This window comes from Erwinia persicina NBRC 102418, assembly GCF_001571305.1.
In the GTDB taxonomy this organism is placed as follows: Bacteria; Pseudomonadota; Gammaproteobacteria; order Enterobacterales; family Enterobacteriaceae; genus Erwinia; species Erwinia persicina.
Genome location: NZ_BCTN01000001.1, coordinates 573,766 through 591,042, shown reverse-complemented (window position 1 = coordinate 591,042; position 17,277 = coordinate 573,766). Strand labels below are relative to the sequence as shown.

Annotated in this window: 18 protein-coding genes; 16 read left to right on the top strand and 2 right to left on the bottom strand. The window is 57.2% G+C overall.

Going from position 1 to position 17,277, the window contains the following annotated elements:
* The first annotated feature begins 35 nt into the window (after window positions 1-35).
* The 14 genes from pdxB to hisP all read left to right on the top strand — a co-directional run bounded on the left by pdxB (window position 36) and on the right by hisP (window position 13,344).
* On the top strand, window positions 36-1,163 hold the full coding sequence (gene pdxB, locus EPE01S_RS02515; protein ID WP_062742982.1) for a 4-phosphoerythronate dehydrogenase PdxB: 1,128 nt from the start codon (window positions 36-38) through the stop codon (window positions 1,161-1,163).
* 71 nt (window positions 1,164-1,234) lie between these two features.
* Window positions 1,235-2,245 (top strand): aspartate-semialdehyde dehydrogenase, encoded by a 1,011-nt coding sequence (locus EPE01S_RS02510; RefSeq protein WP_062742981.1) that lies wholly within the window; start codon window positions 1,235-1,237, stop codon window positions 2,243-2,245.
* On the top strand, window positions 2,245-3,060 hold the full coding sequence (gene truA, locus EPE01S_RS02505) for a tRNA pseudouridine(38-40) synthase TruA (RefSeq protein WP_062742980.1): 816 nt from the start codon (window positions 2,245-2,247) through the stop codon (window positions 3,058-3,060). The genes EPE01S_RS02510 and truA overlap by 1 nt, the downstream gene beginning before the upstream one ends.
* A gap of 30 nt (window positions 3,061-3,090) precedes the next feature.
* Window positions 3,091-3,750, top strand: coding sequence for a DedA family protein (locus EPE01S_RS02500; RefSeq protein ID WP_062742979.1), 660 nt, complete (start codon window positions 3,091-3,093; stop codon window positions 3,748-3,750).
* Window positions 3,751-3,923: 173 nt separating this feature from the next.
* A complete protein-coding gene (gene accD, locus EPE01S_RS02495; RefSeq protein ID WP_062742978.1) occupies window positions 3,924-4,838 on the top strand; it encodes an acetyl-CoA carboxylase, carboxyltransferase subunit beta in 915 nt (304 codons plus the stop codon).
* Window positions 4,839-4,903: 65 nt separating this feature from the next.
* On the top strand, window positions 4,904-6,166 hold the full coding sequence (gene folC, locus EPE01S_RS02490) for a bifunctional tetrahydrofolate synthase/dihydrofolate synthase (RefSeq protein ID WP_062742977.1): 1,263 nt from the start codon (window positions 4,904-4,906) through the stop codon (window positions 6,164-6,166).
* On the top strand, window positions 6,156-6,902 hold the full coding sequence (gene dedD, locus EPE01S_RS02485; protein WP_062742976.1) for a cell division protein DedD: 747 nt from the start codon (window positions 6,156-6,158) through the stop codon (window positions 6,900-6,902). Before folC ends, dedD begins: the two co-directional genes overlap by 11 nt.
* 329 nt (window positions 6,903-7,231) lie before the next feature.
* A complete protein-coding gene (gene cvpA / locus EPE01S_RS02480) occupies window positions 7,232-7,717 on the top strand; it encodes a colicin V production protein (RefSeq protein WP_062742975.1) in 486 nt (161 codons plus the stop codon).
* A 36-nt stretch (window positions 7,718-7,753) separates the two neighbouring features.
* A complete protein-coding gene (gene purF / locus EPE01S_RS02475) occupies window positions 7,754-9,271 on the top strand; it encodes an amidophosphoribosyltransferase (RefSeq protein WP_062742974.1) in 1,518 nt (505 codons plus the stop codon).
* Window positions 9,272-9,449: 178 nt separating this feature from the next.
* Window positions 9,450-10,019 carry a UbiX family flavin prenyltransferase gene (locus EPE01S_RS02470; RefSeq protein ID WP_062742973.1) on the top strand — a complete coding sequence of 190 codons (570 nt, stop codon included), beginning with the start codon at window positions 9,450-9,452 and terminating at the stop codon, window positions 10,017-10,019.
* A 275-nt stretch (window positions 10,020-10,294) separates the two neighbouring features.
* Window positions 10,295-11,077 carry a lysine/arginine/ornithine ABC transporter substrate-binding protein ArgT gene (argT, locus tag EPE01S_RS02465; protein ID WP_062742972.1) on the top strand — a complete coding sequence of 261 codons (783 nt, stop codon included), beginning with the start codon at window positions 10,295-10,297 and terminating at the stop codon, window positions 11,075-11,077.
* Between the two features lie 83 nt (window positions 11,078-11,160).
* The gene (locus EPE01S_RS02460) at window positions 11,161-11,847 is read left to right on the top strand and encodes a histidine ABC transporter permease HisQ (protein ID WP_062742971.1); all 687 of its coding nucleotides are present in this window, start codon (window positions 11,161-11,163) and stop codon (window positions 11,845-11,847) included.
* Entirely contained in the window at window positions 11,844-12,560 is a 717-nt protein-coding gene (locus EPE01S_RS02455) for an ABC transporter permease (protein WP_062742970.1), read from the top strand. The genes EPE01S_RS02460 and EPE01S_RS02455 overlap by 4 nt, the downstream gene beginning before the upstream one ends.
* 10 nt (window positions 12,561-12,570) lie before the next feature.
* Window positions 12,571-13,344 (top strand): histidine ABC transporter ATP-binding protein HisP, encoded by a 774-nt coding sequence (hisP, locus tag EPE01S_RS02450; protein WP_062742969.1) that lies wholly within the window; start codon window positions 12,571-12,573, stop codon window positions 13,342-13,344.
* Window positions 13,345-13,435: 91 nt separating this feature from the next.
* Here the strand turns inward: hisP and EPE01S_RS02445 are convergent, their stop codons facing one another.
* Window positions 13,436-14,332, bottom strand: a complete 897-nt coding sequence (locus EPE01S_RS02445; RefSeq protein ID WP_062742968.1) for a TIGR01777 family oxidoreductase — start codon at window positions 14,330-14,332, stop codon at window positions 13,436-13,438.
* A 202-nt stretch (window positions 14,333-14,534) separates the two neighbouring features.
* Between EPE01S_RS02445 and yfcF the strand changes: the two genes are divergently transcribed.
* Window positions 14,535-15,182, top strand: a complete 648-nt coding sequence (gene yfcF / locus EPE01S_RS02440; protein WP_062742967.1) for a glutathione transferase — start codon at window positions 14,535-14,537, stop codon at window positions 15,180-15,182.
* A gap of 119 nt (window positions 15,183-15,301) precedes the next feature.
* A complete protein-coding gene (gene yfcD, locus EPE01S_RS02435) occupies window positions 15,302-15,826 on the top strand; it encodes an NUDIX hydrolase YfcD (protein WP_062742966.1) in 525 nt (174 codons plus the stop codon).
* A 76-nt stretch (window positions 15,827-15,902) separates the two neighbouring features.
* Here the strand turns inward: yfcD and EPE01S_RS02430 are convergent, their stop codons facing one another.
* On the bottom strand, window positions 15,903-17,165 hold the full coding sequence (locus EPE01S_RS02430) for a 4-aminobutyrate--2-oxoglutarate transaminase (protein WP_062742965.1): 1,263 nt from the start codon (window positions 17,163-17,165) through the stop codon (window positions 15,903-15,905).
* Window positions 17,166-17,277: the final 112 nt, after the last annotated feature.

The window sequence follows — 17,277 nt, the reverse complement described above, 5'->3', positions numbered from 1 at the left end:
ATACTCCCCCTCACCGAACCGACTGGAAACCGACTGTGAAAATCCTCGTTGATGAAAATATGCCCTACGCCCGTGAACTGTTCAGCCGCACCGGCGACGTCGTGGCCGTGCCGGGGCGTCCGATCCCCCAGGCTGCCCTGGACGATGCTGACGGACTGATGGTGCGCTCGGTCACCAAAGTGAATGCGGAGCTGCTTAACGGCAAGCCGGTGAAATTTGTCGGTACCGCCACGGCAGGGACGGATCATATTGACGAGACCTGGCTGAACCAGCAGGGTATCGCCTTTTCGGCGGCCCCCGGCTGTAATGCCATTGCCGTTGTCGAGTATGTGTTCTCCTCGCTGCTGCTGCTGGCCGAACGTGATGGTTTCCAGTTAACCGATCGTACGGTCGGCATTGTCGGCGTCGGCAACGTCGGCAGCCGCCTGCAGGCGCGGCTGGAGGCTCTTGGGATCCGCACGCTGCTCTGCGATCCGCCGCGTGCCGACCGTGGTGATGCGGGGGCTTTCCTGCCGCTGGCGGAGCTGGTCGCAGAAGCGGATATTCTCACTTTCCACACCCCGCTGTTTAAACAGGGGCCTTATCAGACGTGGCATATGGCCGATGAGGCGCTGCTGCGGGGCCTCAAACCGGGCACCATTCTGATCAACGCCTGCCGTGGTGCGGTAGTTGATAATGCCGCACTGCTGGCGGTGCTGGGTCAGCGTAACGATCTCAGCGTGGTGCTGGACGTCTGGGAGCCGGAGCCGGACCTGTCGCTGCCGCTGCTGGAGAAGGTCGATATCGCCACCGCCCACATCGCCGGCTACACCCTGGAAGGAAAAGCACGCGGCACCACGCAGGTGTTTGAAGCCTGGACACAGTTCATCGGTCAGCCACAGCAGGTGGCGCTGGAGACGCTGCTGCCCGCCCCGGAATTCGGCCGTATCACGCTGCGCGGTGAACTGGATCAGGCAACGCTGAAACGTCTGGTGCATCTGGTGTATGATGTGCGCCGCGATGATGCGCCGCTGCGCCATGTGGCGGCAATCCCGGGTGAGTTTGACCGGCTGCGCAAGCATTATCAGGAGCGGCGCGAATGGTCTTCGCTGCGGGTTGAGTGTGATAATGCCGACACCGCCGCGCTGCTGAACAGGCTGGGTTTTAACGCCACCGGCCTTTAAGTATTTTCCTAATTTTCAGGCGGTTATGCGACCGCCTTCTATTTTTGTGTCATTGTCTGGAGTAAACCAACATGTCTGACGGCTGGAATATCGCAATCTTAGGTGCGACAGGCGCAGTAGGGGGAGCTTTACTGGAATTGCTGGCGGAACGCCAGTTCCCGGTTGGTGAGCTGTATGCGCTGTCAAGCGAACGCAGTGCAGGCGAAGTCCTGCGCTATGAAGGTAAGTCGGTTCGCGTGACCGATGCCAGCGAATTTGACTGGTCACAGGTTCAGCTGGCGTTCTTTGTCGCGGGCCGCGAAGCCTCGGCGCGCTATGCGGATGAGGCGGCCAACTCAGGCTGTCTGGTCATTGACAGTAGCGATCTGTTCGCGCTGGAGCCGGATGTGCCGCTGGTGGTACCGGAGGTGAACCCGCAGGTGCTGGCGGATTACCGCAACCGCAACATTATCAGCGTGGCCGATGCCCTGACCAGCCAGCTGCTGTGCGCGATCAAACCGTTGATCGACCAGGCGGGTCTGGGACGTTTGCAGGTCACCAACCTGCTGGCGGCTTCCTCCCATGGGAAAGCGGCGGTGGATTCGCTGGCGGGTGAGAGTGCCCGACTGCTGAACGGCCTGCCCGCTGAAGAAGGCTACTTTGGCCGTCAGCTGGCTTTCAACGTCCTGCCGCTGCTGGCAGATAAAGAGGGCAGCGTGGCGCAGGAGCGCCTGCTGGTAGAGCAGGTCCGTAAAGTACTGCAGGACGAAGGGTTGCCGATTGCGGTCAGCACCATTCAGGCCCCGGTGTTCTACGGTAATGCGCAGATTGTTTATATTGAAAACCTGCGCCCGCTCTCCGCTGAAGAAGCGCGTGATGCGCTGGGTCAGGTGGATGACATCAACCTGACGGCAGAAGATGACTTCCCGACGCAGGTAGGGGATGCCTCCGGCAGTTCGCATCTCAGCATCGGTAGCGTGCGCAACGATTACGGCATTCCTGAGCTGTTACAGTTCTGGTCAGTGGCCGATAACGTTCGCTTTGGTGGCGCACTGATGGCGGTCAAAACCGCTGAGAAGCTGGTGCAGGAGTATTTCTACTGATGTCCGACATCGCCGTGCCACAGCCGACCATGAAACTGGCGCTGGGCATTGAATATGACGGGAGCCGTTATTACGGCTGGCAGCGGCAGCAGGAAGTCCGCAGCGTGCAGGAAAAGCTGGAAAGGGCGCTGACGAAAGTGGCTAACCATCCGGTAGAAGTGCTCTGCGCCGGGCGGACTGATGCCGGCGTTCACGGTACGGGGCAGGTGGTGCATTTTGAAACCACTTCGCAGCGTAAGGACGCCGCCTGGACGATGGGTGTCAATACCAACCTGCCCGGCGACATCGCCGTGCGCTGGGTGAAAGCGGTGCCGGATGATTTCCACGCCCGCTTCAGCGCGACGGCACGCCGCTATCGTTATGTGATTTATAACCAGCGGCTGCGCCCGGCGATCCTGGCCGGTGGCGTCACCCATTTTTATCATCCGCTGGATGTGGACAGAATGCAGCGTGCCGCACAGTGCCTGCTGGGTGAGAACGATTTTACTTCGTTTCGCGCCGTGCAGTGTCAGTCGCGGACGCCGATGCGCAACGTGATGCATGTTAATGTCACCCGCCACGGTGCTTACGTGGTGGTGGACATTAAAGCGAACGCATTTGTTCATCATATGGTGCGCAATATCGTTGGCAGTCTGATGGAAGTGGGCTGTGGGAATCAGCCGGAAGGCTGGATCGCAGAGCTGCTGGCGGCAAAAGACCGCAAGCTGGCGGCGGCAACCGGGCGTGCAGAAGGTCTTTATCTGGTGGCCGTCGACTATCCCGCTCGTTATGAGTTACCTCGTCCACCGATGGGACCGCTGTTCCTCGGGGATTAACCCTGGCCTGGAGTATCATAGGAAGCCCGTATGGAATTGATTCGTTTTGTTGTCGACTTCATTTTGCATATCGACGTCCACCTCGCGGAGCTGGTGGCCCAGTACGGTATCTGGGTCTATGCCATTCTGTTTTTGATCCTGTTCTGCGAAACCGGTCTGGTGGTGACACCGTTCCTGCCGGGGGATTCTCTGCTGTTTGTGGCGGGTGCGCTGGCGGCACTGCCGGGGAACGATCTGAACGTGCACACCATGGTGGCTCTGATGGTGGTGGCGGCCATCCTAGGCGATGCGGTGAACTATACGATCGGGCGGCTGTTTGGTGATAAGCTGTTCAGCAACCCCGATTCGAAAATTTTCCGTCGCAGCTATCTGGATAAAACCCATGCGTTTTACGCGCGGCACGGTGGCAAAACGATTATTCTGGCGCGTTTCGTGCCGATTGTGCGGACGTTCGCGCCGTTTGTGGCGGGAATGGGTAAGATGTCCTATCGTCATTTTGCCTTTTACAATGTCACAGGCGGTGTGCTGTGGGTGCTGCTGTTCACCTATGCCGGCTACCTGTTTGGGAATTTCCCGGTGGTACAGGAAAACCTTAAGCTATTGATTGTCGCGATTATCCTGCTCTCTGTGATGCCAGGGGTGATTGAAGTGGTGCGACATCGCCGTGCGGCGCGCCAGCAGAAACAGTAAATAAATAAATCCTCAGCCCGGCCCCCTCCGACCAGATTTTTATCCACAGTGACGGGCGGTTATGGTTTAATGAGCGATAAATTATGGTTTGCGCTACTGCATCAGGCGGCAGCGTAGAAAAGAAAAACTGGCCCCCCCAGCTGGGGCGCCAGGTTCAAACAGAAAGGTCATCAATGAGCTGGATTGAACGAATTCTCAATAAGAGCACGATTACCCCCTCGCGCAAAGCAAGCATTCCTGAAGGGGTCTGGACGAAATGTGATAGCTGCGGGCAGGTTCTCTACCGCGCCGAGCTGGAACGTAATCTGGAAGTCTGCCCGAAGTGCGACCACCATATGCGTATGCACGGTCGCGACCGTCTGCACAGCGTGCTGGACGAAGGCTCACTGGTTGAGCTGGGCAGCGAACTGGAACCAAAAGATGTGCTCAAGTTCCGGGATTCAAAAAAATATAAAGATCGTCTGGTCGCGGCTCAGAAAGAGACCAACGAAACCGACGCGCTGATCGTGATGAAAGGCACCCTGCACGGGATGCCGGTGGTGGCTGCCGCGTTTGAGTTCTCCTTTATGGGTGGCTCAATGGGTTCCGTGGTAGGCGCGCGCTTTGTGCGTGCGGTAGAACAGGCGCTGGAAGATAACTGTCCGATGATCTGTTTCTCAGCCTCTGGCGGTGCCCGTATGCAGGAAGCGCTGATGTCGCTGATGCAGATGGCAAAAACCAGTGCGGCCCTGGCGAAGATGCAGGCCCGCGGTCTGCCGTACATCTCCGTCCTGACTGATCCGACCATGGGCGGGGTGTCTGCCAGCTTTGCGATGCTGGGCGATCTGAACATTGCTGAACCTAAAGCGCTGATCGGTTTTGCCGGCCCTCGCGTCATTGAGCAGACCGTACGCGAGAAACTGCCGCCGGGCTTCCAGCGCAGTGAGTTCCTGATTGAAAAAGGGGCGATCGATATGATCGTTCGCCGCCCGGTGATGCGCTTCAAGTTGGCCAGCGTGCTGGCGAAAATGATGAATCTGCCTGCCCCGCAGGAAGATGAAGTCAAAGACGTAGCGGATGACGCCGCGCCTCAGAGCCACGAAGCCTGACCGATGATGAGAAAGGGGCCCCGTGCCCCTTTTACCAATGAACCGTAACGCTGTGAACGGGACACATGGATAATCTTCCTCACGCCACGTCGCCTCTTGCCACGTGGCTTTATTATCTTGAGCATTTGCACACTCAGGCTATCGAACTCGGGCTGGATCGCATCCGCCACGTTGCCACATCTCTCGACCTGCTGAAACCCGCCCCCGTGGTGTTCACCGTAGCCGGAACTAACGGTAAAGGCACGACCTGCCGAACCCTTGAAACCGTGCTGATGGCGGCCGGTTATCGCGTGGGCGTTTACAGTTCACCGCATCTGGTTCGCTACACCGAACGGGTGCGTATCCAGGGTGAAGAACTGGCAGAATCAGCGCATACGGCCTCCTTTGCCGCCATTGAAGCCGGGCGCGGTGCGACCTCGCTGACTTACTTCGAATACGGCACGCTGTCAGCGCTGTGGCTGTTCAGGCAGGCGGCGCTTGACGTGGTGATCCTGGAAGTGGGGCTCGGCGGGCGTCTGGATGCCACCAATATAGTGGATGCCGATGTCGCCGTCGTGACCAGTATCGCGCTGGATCACACCGACTGGCTCGGGCCGGATCGCGACAGCATCGGCCGTGAAAAAGCCGGGATTTTCCGTGCGAATAAACCTGCCGTGGTGGGCGAGCCGGATATGCCGCTGACGATTTCAGCAGTTGCTGCAGAGAAAGGCGCACGGCTGCTACAGCGCGATCGCCACTGGTTCTGTAGCATCACCGCTGAAAGCTGGTCTTTCCGCGATGCTCAAGGCTGCATAGAGGGACTGCCGCTGCCGCAGGTGCCGTTACCTAATGCCGCGACGGCACTGGCTGCCCTGCGCGCCTCACCGCTGAACGTAGAGGAGGCGGTGATCCGTCGTTCACTGCATCAGGCGATGCTGCCCGGTCGCTTCCAGACGGTGGCTGAATCACCGCGCGTGATCCTTGATGTGGCGCATAATCCCCATGCGGCAGGCTACCTGGCCGGTCGCCTGGCAGAAGTGCCGCGCAGCGGCAAGGTGCATGCCGTCGTGGGTATGCTGCATGATAAGGATATTGCCGGTACGCTGGCCTGCCTCAGTCCGCAGGTGGATTACTGGTACTGCGCGCCGCTGGACGGCCCGCGCGGCGCGACAGCGGCGCAGCTGATGGCGCATCTGAACGGTGCGCAGGCGTTCGACTCGGTTGAGCACGCCTGGCAACAGGCGCGGCAACAGGCGTCAGAGCAGGATATCGTGCTGGTGTGTGGATCCTTCCACACCGTAGCGCAGGTTATGGAAACGATGGAAACGGAGAACGGCAGTGGCCAGTAAGTTTCAAAACCGTTTAGTCGGAACCATCATCATTGTGGCGCTGGGCGTAATTGTGCTGCCCGGCTTGCTCGATGGTAAGAAGAAACATTATAAAGAGGAGTTCGCTGCCATTCCGCTGGTGCCGAAACCGGAAGACCAGCAGGAAACCGATCTGGTGCCGCCGGTTACGCAGTCGCTGCCGGGGCAGCCACCGGAAGGGGCAGGGGCCGCGATCAGCGCAGGCAGCGGCTCTGCGGAAAACACGTCCCAGGCCGACAGTGGATCCACTGCGCCGCAGTCGCATAATCAGCCTACGGTTGTGACGCCACCGCCGGTGAAAACGGTGCAGCCGCCGCCGAAAGTGGTGGAAAAACCAAAGCCGCAGCCGAAGCCCGTGGAGAAACCGGTCGAGAAACCGAAGCCGGTGGAAAAACCGAAAGCGGTTGAAACGCCTGCGCCAAAAGTGGAAACCCCGGCGCAGACTAAGCCGGCCGCCACGGAGACCGCGCCGACAGGGCAGGCCTGGGTCGTGCAGCTTGGTGCGCTGAAGAACGCCGCGAAAGTGAATGAGATTGTCGCGCAGCTTCGACTGTCAGGCTATCGTGCCTTTACCGTTCCGGCCACGCCGGTTCAGGGGCAGATCACCCGCATCTATGTCGGGCCGGATGCATCAAAAGCGAAGATGCAGGCTGCTGTTGGCACGTTGCAGGGCATTTCGGGACTGGGCGGCGTAGTGAAACCTTACTCCGTTCGTTAACGGGTTTGGGCCCGCCGTTTTCTCAGGCGCCGGGTGCTTATTGAGACAGTCCACCCCCCACGCGCCCGGAGCCGACACTGTGCTGTTCCGGGCGTTGTGCGTGAGGGGACTGGCAAATCAAGGTATTGCGTCAGGGGATTTCGCAGCGGCAATCCGCCCCTGCGTAGGTTTTTTTTAACCTCGTTGTTAATTTAAACCGTACCAGGAAAACCCTACGCAAACGTTTTCTTTTTCTGTTAGAATTCGCCCCGAACTGAGGCAGCATCTCCCTGACACTGTGCAACAGGGGGATACAGGCTGTGACAGGGGCTTGGTCACTGGAAGCGTTCATGATCTGGATAGATTACGTCATTATTGCGGTTATTGGTTTTTCGGCTCTTGTCAGCCTGATCCGAGGATTTGTCCGGGAAGCTCTTTCTCTCGTCACCTGGGGTTGCGCATTTTTTGTCGCCAGTCATTACTACTCTTTCCTTGCCGTCTGGTTCACCGGATTTGAAGATGAACTGGTTCGAAATGGAATAGCCGTTGCGGTGTTATTCATTGCCACCCTGATTGTCGGGGCCATTGTTAACTATGTGATCGGCTCGCTGGTTGAAAAAACCGGTCTGTCGGGAACCGACAGAGTCCTTGGCGTCTGTTTTGGGGCATTACGCGGCGTGCTGATTGTGGCAGCCATGCTGTTTTTCCTCGACACATTCACCGGCTTTTCCAAAAGCCCGGACTGGCAGCAGTCCCAGCTAATCCCTCAGTTCAGTAGCATCATCAGGTGGTTTTTTGATTACCTGAAAAGCACGTCGAGTTTTTTGCCCCGGTAATCGCACCGGGGTCGCGGCTTATGAGGAAATGTCATTATGTGCGGTATTGTCGGGATCGCCGGTTTTGCACCGGTCAACCAGTCGATTTATGACGCGTTAACGGTGCTTCAGCACCGTGGGCAGGATGCCGCAGGCATCGTTACCATTGATGCATTGAATTGCTTCCGTCTGCGTAAAGCAAATGGCCTGGTCAGCGATGTATTTGAAGCCCGCCACATGCAGCGTATGCAGGGCAACATGGGTATCGGCCACGTGCGTTACCCAACGGCAGGAAGCTCCAGCGCTTCTGAAGCCCAGCCTTTCTACGTGAACTCCCCCTACGGTATTACTCTTGCCCATAACGGCAACCTGACCAACGCCCACGAACTGCGCAAAGAGCTGTTCGAAACCGGACGTCGTCATGTTAATACCACTTCGGATTCCGAAATTCTGCTGAATATCTTTGCGCAGGAAATCGATCGCTTCCAGCACGACCCGCTGGAAGCTGAAAACATCTTCTCTGCGGTGGCCGCCGTGCATCAGCGCGTGCGCGGTGCTTACGCCTGCGTCGCGATGATCATCGGCCACGGCCTGGTGGCCTTCCGCGATCCTAACGGTATTCGCCCGCTGGTCATTGGCAAACGTGCCATGGCCGACGGCCGCATCGAGTATATGGTGGCCTCCGAAAGTGTGGCGCTGGATACACTCGGTTTTGAATTCCTGCGCGATGTGGCACCGGGCGAAGCCGTGTACGTGACTGAGAAGGGCCAGCTCTCTACCCGCCAGTGTGCGGAGAATCCAAAATGGAACCCGTGCCTGTTTGAGTATGTGTACTTTGCGCGTCCGGATTCCTTCCTCGACAAGATTTCGGTGTACAGCGCCCGCGTGCGCATGGGCACCAAGCTCGGTGCCAAAATCGCCCGCGAGTGGGAAGATCTGGATATCGATGTGGTGATCCCGATCCCGGAAACGTCCTGTGATATCGCTCTGGAGATGGCGCGCATTCTTGATAAGCCTTACCGTCAGGGCTTTGTGAAGAACCGCTACGTGGGCCGTACCTTTATTATGCCGGGCCAGCACCTGCGCCGCAGCGCGGTCCGCCGTAAGCTTAACGCCAACCGTGCTGAGTTCCGGGGTAAAAACGTCCTGCTGGTGGATGACTCCATCGTGCGCGGCACCACCTCTGAGCAGATTATCGAAATGGCGCGCGAAGCCGGCGCGAAGAAGGTTTACCTTGCCTCTGCGGCACCGGAAATTCGCTTCCCGAACGTTTATGGCATTGATATGCCAAGCGCCACTGAGCTGATCGCTCACGGCCGCGAAGTGGAAGAGATCCGCCAGCTGATTGGTGCCGATGCGCTGATCTTCCAGGATCTGAGCGACCTGATTGAAGCGGTGCGGGAAGAGAACCCGGATATTGCCCAGTTTGAATGCTCGGTGTTCGATGGTATCTACGTAACGAAAGACGTAGACCAGCAGTACCTTGAATATCTGCAGTCACTGCGTAATGACGATGCGAAAGCGATGCAGCGTCAGAACGAGACTGAAAATCTGGAAATGCATAACGAAGGCTAATGCCCGTCATACTTCGAAGGCGCCTGGCGTTGGCTGCGTCTGTTCATCCCCGTCACTGCGTGATTTGTATTGCCGGGGATCCGCAGTTCAGCTGACGTTATCTGACTCGAACTGTTCAGGGTATTTAGGCTAAGATGGGCCGGAAGCGATTCCGGCCCATTTTTTTTAAGGATTATCTATGAAGCGACTCATTATTGGCATCTCTGGCGCCAGCGGGGTGATTTACGGCATCCGCACGCTGCAAATCTTGCAGCAGGTGAGCGGTGTAGAGACGCACCTGATAATGAGCCAGGCCGCGCGTCAGACGCTGGCGCTGGAGAGTGACTATTCCCTGCGTCAGGTGCAGGCGCTGGCCGATGTGGTTCATGATGCGCGCGATATTGCGGCCAGCATCTCGTCGGGTTCCTATAAAACCGACGGCATGGCCATTCTTCCCTGTTCGATGAAGACCCTGTCCGGCATTGTTCACAGCTACAGCGATGGTCTGCTGACGCGCGCCGCCGATGTGGTGCTTAAAGAGCGCCGCCGTCTGGTGCTGTGCGTGCGCGAAACGCCACTCCATCTGGGGCATTTACGCATGATGACCACTGCTGCTGAACTGGGTGCCATCATTATGCCGCCGGTACCGGCTTTTTATCACCGTCCGCAAAACGTAATGGATATTGTTGACCAGACAGTAAATCGCGTACTGGATCAGTTCGATATTGAGCTGGATGAGGATCTTTTCACGCGCTGGCAAGGTGCATAGCACGCTGAAAGGCGCACTACTAAAGTGCAAATGTTGGTGCTGAATCGCTTTTCGTGCAAGTTGTGCACCAACATGAAACATTGTTCCCCCCGCCTGCTAACAAATCTGCTATAAATTTCCCTGCAAACTGCGTCATCACGGTGTCAGGGGCATCCTGCGATATAAACAGCCCTTTGCCACAAAATGTGGCACGGAACCTGCTAATTGTATTGTGCAAGTCACTGTGCAGAAACATCACGAACATAAAAAATAATATTCGAAACTGAGGATAGTTTATGAAAAAGCAGGTCCTGGCTCTCTCCCTGTTAATGTCCATCACAGCTGCAGGCAGCGCATTTGCTGCGGGTCCAAAAACGCTGCGTATTGGTACCGATCCGACCTACGCCCCGTTCGAAATGAAAAATGCACAGGGTCAACTGGTCGGTTTTGATATCGATCTGGCGACCGAAATCTGTAAACGCATGGAGACCAAGTGTACATTTGTGGAAAGCGATTTTGATGCGCTGATCCCATCGCTGAAAGCGAAGAAGATTGATGCCATCATTTCTTCCCTGTCGATCACTGAAAAACGTCAGCAGGAGATCGCCTTTTCTGAAAAACTGTATGCAGCAAACTCCCGTCTGATTGCGCCGAAAGGCTCTAAGATCCAGCCAACCCTCGACTCCCTGAAAGGCAAAACCATTGGTCTGCTGCAGGGCACCACCCAGGAAACCTATGCTAACGAAAACTGGCGTCCAAAAGGCGTAACGGTCACCCCTTATGCCAACCAGGACCTGGTGTATCAGGATCTGACCGCAGGCCGTATTGATGCCGCCTTCCAGGATGAAGTGGCTGCCAGCGAAGGCTTCCTTAAGCAGCCCGCCGGTAAAGAGTATGCTTTCGCCGGCCCGGCAGTAAAAGATGAGAAAATTTTCGGTGTGGGCACCGGTATGGGCATGAGCAAGGATAATCCTGAACTGAAAGCCGCTATCGATAAAGCGTTCGATGAAATGCGTAAAGATGGCACCTACGATAAATTAGCCAAAAAATATTTCGATTTTGACGTGTACGGCGGTTAAGTAAAAACCTGTCTGCTGGCCCCATCGTCAACGGCGGTGGGGCTGCTGTTCGTAAGATTAAGATAGAAAGACAGGATGTGCTTATGCTGTATGGCTACTCTGAAGTCATTTTTAAAGGCGCGATGGTGACCCTGGAGCTGGCCCTCAGCTCGGTGGTGTTCGCCGTGGTGCTCGGATTGATTGGCGCCGGGGCCAAACTCTCCAACAGTCGTGTGCTGGTGATTATTTTTGAAGGCTACACTACGCTGATCCGTGGGGTACCCGATCTGGTTCTGATGCTGCTGATCTTCTACGGTCTGCAAATTGCGCTGAATCAGGTAACGGATTTCTTCGGCCTGTCGCAGTTCGATATCGATCCGATGGTCGCCGGGATTATCACTCTGGGCTTTATCTACGGAGCCTATTTCACCGAAACCTTTCGCGGAGCCTATATGGCGGTGCCGAAAGGGCAAATCGAGGCCGCCACGGCCTTCGGCTTTACCCGTTCCCAGACCTTTCGTCGCGTGCTGTTCCCCGGCATGATGCGCTTTGCGTTACCGGGCATCGGCAACAACTGGCAGGTGATCCTTAAAGCGACGGCGCTGGTATCGCTTCTGGGCCTGGAAGACGTGGTTAAAGCCACGCAGCTGGCCGGCAAGTCGACGTGGGAACCGTTCTATTTCGCGATTGTCGCGGGTGTTATCTACCTGATTTTTACCACGCTTTCCAACGGGGTGCTGTGGTGGCTGGAACGGCGTTATACGGTGGGTGTGAAAAGGGCTGATCTATGATTGAGATTATTCAGGAGTACTGGAAAGCCCTGCTGTGGACCGACGGTTACCGCTTCTCTGGCGTGGCCATCACGCTCTGGCTGTTGGTCGTGTCCGTGGTACTGGGCGGCTGTATGGCGGTGCTGATGTCGATTGCCCGCGTGTCTCCCATCAGAGCCATCCGTTTTCCGGTGTGGCTGTTTACCTATATTTTTCGCGGTACGCCGCTGTATGTTCAACTGCTGGTGTTCTACTCCGGGATGTACACCCTGGAAGTCGTGAAAGGCACTGAGATGCTGAATGCTTTCTTCCGCAGCGGGCTGAACTGTACGCTGCTGGCGCTGACGCTCAACACCTGTGCTTACACCACGGAAATTTTTGCCGGTGCTATTCGTTCCGTCCCGCACGGCGAGATTGAGGCCGCCCGCGCGTATGGTTTTTCTACGTTTAAACTCTATCGCTGCATTATTATGCCTTCGGCGCTGCGCTCCGCACTGCCGGCCTACAGTAATGAAGTTATTCTGATGCTGCACTCCACGGCGCTGGCATTTACTGCCACCGTGCCCGACCTGCTGAAGGTGGCCCGCGACATCAACTCTGCCACCTATCAGCCGTTTATTGCCTTCGGCATCGCGGCCGTGCTGTATCTGATTATTTCTTATGTGTTGATTAGTCTGTTCCGTAAAGCGGAAAAACGCTGGCTGGCGCACGTTAAACCTTCATCTTCGCATTGAGTAAAACACCATGGCTGATAATAAATTAAGCGTCACCGAGCTGCATAAACGTTACGGTGAGCACGAAGTGCTGAAGGGGGTTTCGCTGCAGGCAAACGCCGGAGATGTGATCAGTATTATTGGTTCATCCGGCTCCGGCAAGAGTACCTTCCTGCGCTGTATTAACTTCCTCGAAAAACCGAGCGAAGGCACCATCGCGGTGAACAACCAGAATATCAATCTGGTTCGTGATACCGATGGCCAGCTGAAAGTCTCCAATAAAGAACAGCTGCGTATGCTGCGGACGCGCCTGACCATGGTATTCCAGCATTTCAACCTCTGGAGCCATATGACGGTGCTGGAGAACGTCATGGAGGCTCCGGTGCAGGTGCTGGGCTTAAGTAAGGCCGAAGCCCGCGACCGCGCCATTCGCTATCTCGACAAAGTTGGGATTGATGAGCGTGCGCGCGGTAAGTATCCGGTTCACCTGTCGGGCGGTCAGCAGCAGCGCGTCTCTATCGCCCGTGCGCTGGCGATGGAGCCGGAAGTGCTGCTGTTTGATGAACCGACCTCTGCACTTGACCCGGAGCTGGTGGGGGAGGTGCTGCGCATTATGCAGAAGCTGGCAGAAGAGGGAAAAACCATGGTGGTGGTCACGCATGAGATGGAGTTTGCGCGCCATGTCTCCAGCCATGTCATTTTCCTGCACCAGGGGAAAATTGAAGAGGAGGGGCCGCCTGAAGAGGTATTTAACCAGCCGAAGAGTACGCGACTGCAGCAGTTTCTGTCAGGGGCGTTGAAATAATTAAAGCCGTTCAGGGCGGATCGGCTGTTTCGGTCCGCCCTGAAAACGCGCCCCTCTCTTTTGGGCCGTTCGGAAAAAGGAGGGGCGCGTTCTACGGGATCACATCCGCCAGTGCCTTGTCTAATTCATACCAGCGAAAACGAAACCCCGACGCCTCCAGCCGCTGCGGAACGACATGCTGCCCGCCCAGCACCAGCACAGATGATTCCCCCATCATCAGCCGGATAGCGGCGGCGGGCGTACGTACAAACGCCGGCCGGTGCATCGCTTTACCCAGCGCGGCGGCAAACTGCTCGTTGCGTACCGCATAGGGGGCAACCAGATTAAAGGGGCCATTCAGTTCAGGATGATCCAGCAGCCAGATAATACCGTTGACCGCATCCTCCAGATGCACCCAGGGTAAATACTGCTTGCCGTCACCCAGCGGCCCGCCAATTCCGAGCTTAAAGGGCAGCTTCATCTGCTCCAGAGCGCCTCCTTTCTCAGACAACACTACCCCTGTCCGTAAAAGACAGACGCGGGTATGCTCACTTTGCGCCTGCAGGGCCAGCTGTTCCCAACGGGCACACAGCTCATGGGTAAACTCGGCATGTCCGGGATCGTCCTCTGTCACGACCGGGTCGCCGCTGTTGCCATAGAAGCCTGTGGCGGAGCCCGAAATCAGCACCGCAGGCGGCGTGCTGCTGGCCACAATCAGTTCGGCCAGTCGCTGGGTGATCTGCCAGCGACTGTCGCACAGCCGTCGTTTCTGCGGCTCGCTCCAGCGCTTTGCGGCAATAGGCTCTCCGGCCAGATTGATCACGGCATCAATGCCGTTCAAATCCCGCTGCTGATCCAGCCCCGACCACAGGCTGACCTGGTCGCTCAGGCTGTGGCGTGCGGCAGCGACATCACGCGTCACCACGTTGATCTGGTGGCCGGCCTGGAGCAGTCGGGCGATGAGTGGGCGTCCAATCAGCCCCGTACCGCCGGTAATCAGAATATTCATGCGGTTTATCCTCCAAGGTGGCAGCAAGTTATCCTGCATTCAGCATAGGATAAGATGGCGGGATTGCGCATGGGCCTGCATTGGTATAGGGAAAAATGTCACATGTTCTCAAAGAGAAAACATAACCCGCGTGGAGATTGCCTTCGGCAGAAAAAATCGGTAAACAAGATGTTCCTTTCCGTGAACACCAGAGGACGTCCTGATGAGCTATCCCCCGATTCTGCTGTGGTCTGATTCCCAGTTTTATAGCCCCTATGTGATGTCTGTGTATGTTGCACTGAGGGAAAAAGGCCTGCCCTTTACCCTGAAGCCTGTGGATCTGGGCAGTCAGGAGCAGCAGCAGCAGGCGTACAGTGAGATATCACTAACGCGGCGCGTGCCAACGTTACAGGTAGATAGCTTCGTGCTGTCAGAGTCCTCTGCCATTACGGAGTATCTGGAAGACCGATTTTCGCCGCCAGACTATGAGCGACTCTATCCGCGTGATAGTGAAAAACGGGCGAAAGCGCGTGAAATTCAGGCATGGCTACGCAGTGATTTTCTGCCTGTTCGCCAGCAGCGCCCAACGGAGGTGCTTTTTGCCGGTAAACGTTTTGCGCCACTGGATGCTGCTGCACAGCAGGCGGTGCAAAAGCTGGTTGACGCCATTGAGCGCCTCCTGCCAGAGGGCCAGCACAACCTGTTTGGCGAGTGGTCAATTGCAGATACTGACCTGGCAGTGATGCTGAATCGCCTGGCACTTCACGGCGACCCGCTGCCATCGCGTCTGGCAGATTATGCGCATTTTCAGTGGCAGCGAGCGTCGGTACAGCTGTGGCTGGCAGAGTCAGTGAAGGGGACCCGCAGATGAGCACAAATTGATGATTGCGTCGCAACGCGTTACACATTAATTTAGGGCGGATCGCACAATCGTGCGCGAAAACGTTTGATTCAACTGTGCGCCAGGCGCCAGAACAAAAAGGGTTACGGATGGTGGAGCAAGATCAGGGCACGGAGTGGGTGGATATCGTTAGTGAAGATAACGAGGTCATTGCACAGTCCAGCCGTGTGCAGATGCGTGCGCAGTGTTTGCGCCATCGCGCAACCTACATCGTGGTTCACGATGGTATGGGCAAAATTCTGGTGCAGCGTCGGACCGAGACCAAGGATTTTATGCCGGGAATGCTCGATGCCACCGCCGGGGGCGTGGTGCAGGCGGGCGAAGAGATGCTGGGGTCCGCGCGGCGTGAAGCGGAAGAAGAACTGGGCATCGCCGACGTGCCGTTTGCCGAACACGGGCAGTTCTATTACGAAGATGAACACTGCCGCGTGTGGGGCGGATTATTCAGCTGTGTGTCACATGGCCCGTTTGCCATGCAGGAAGAGGAGGTGGATGAGATCTTCTGGATGACACCAGAGGAGATCACCGCCCGCTGCGACGAGTTCACCAATGACTCGCTGAAGGCGCTGTCGCTATGGCTGACGCGTAATAACGAGTCAGGCCGCCACGACTGATCCCCTCCGTGGCGCAGACCCCCTGCGCCACGTTGATCCCTTTCTCACTGCAGCCCTCCGGTCTGCCTCACCGATATCAGCGCCGCAATAAATCCGAAAGAACGTTGAGGGCGGTTTTAAACTGCGCATCGGGAATGGTCAGTGGATAAAGGAAACGGATCACATTGCCGTAGACGCCGCAGGTCAGCAGGATCAATCTCTGCTCCAGCGCACGTTGCTGAATGTCGCGTGCGATGGCGGGGGAGGGGGCGCCGGTCAGCGGATCGTTAAACTCAGCGGCCACCATTGAACCACGGGCACGGACTTCAGCCAGCGCGGGATGTCCGCTGGCGTTCAGCGTTTCCTCCAGCCAGGCCCCCAGGCGCAGGGCACGGTCGCACAGCTGCTCTTCCTCAATCACTTCCAGCACTGCCAGCGAGGCCGCGATGGCCAGAGGGTTGCCGGCATAGGTACCGCCCAGGCCACCGGGCTCCGGGGCATCCATCAGTTCAGCGCGGCCGGATACCGCCGATATGGGCAGCCCACCTCCCAGGCTTTTTGCCATGGTCATCAGGTCAGGTCTGGCTTCCGGGTAGTAGTCGCTGGCAAACAGTTTGCCGCAGCGGGCAAAGCCGCTCTGGATCTCGTCAGCAATCATCACAATGCCGTGCCGGTCGCACAGCGTACGCAGGGCGCTGACAAACTCCACGGGTGCAATATTGAAGCCGCCTTCCCCCTGAACAGGTTCATAGATAATCGCCGCCACCTGCTGCGGGCTGATGTCACATTTAAACAGGTTCTCCAGGCTGGCCATGGCATCGTCCACGCTGACGCCGTGCAGGGCGTTCGGATAGCGGGCGTGGAACACCGATCCGGGAAAGGGGCCAAAGCCGGTTTTATACGGCGACACCTTGCCGGTCAGTCCCATGGTCATCAGTGTGCGGCCGTGGAAAGCACCGCTGAAAGCAATCACACCCGGACGCCCGGTAGCGGCGCGGGCGATTTTTACCGCGTTTTCCACGGCTTCAGCGCCGCTGGTAAAGAAGGTAGTTTTACACGGGCCGTCGATCGGCACTCGTGCATTCAGCGCTTCCGCCAGGGCGATGTAGTTCTCGTACGGGATCACCTGGAAGGCGGTATGGGTGAAGCTCGCCAGCTGATCTCTGACGGCCGCCATCACCTTCGGATGGCGGTGCCCGGTATTCAGTACGGCAATGCCGGCGGTAAAGTCGATATATTCCCGGCCCTGATGATCCCATAGCGTGGCATTTTCCGCTTTAACCGCATAGAAATCGCACATCACGCCGACGCCGCGCGGCGTGGCGTTCAGACGGCGCTGCTCTGTTTCACTGTTGCTCATGGTGTCACCTCATCCGGTATTTCGCGTTTTCTCAACGTCTCTGTCGCCGCCCTGGGGCGCGTTCCAGACGCATGTTTATTCTGTCCTGCCTGTTTAGCAATACGGCACGCCC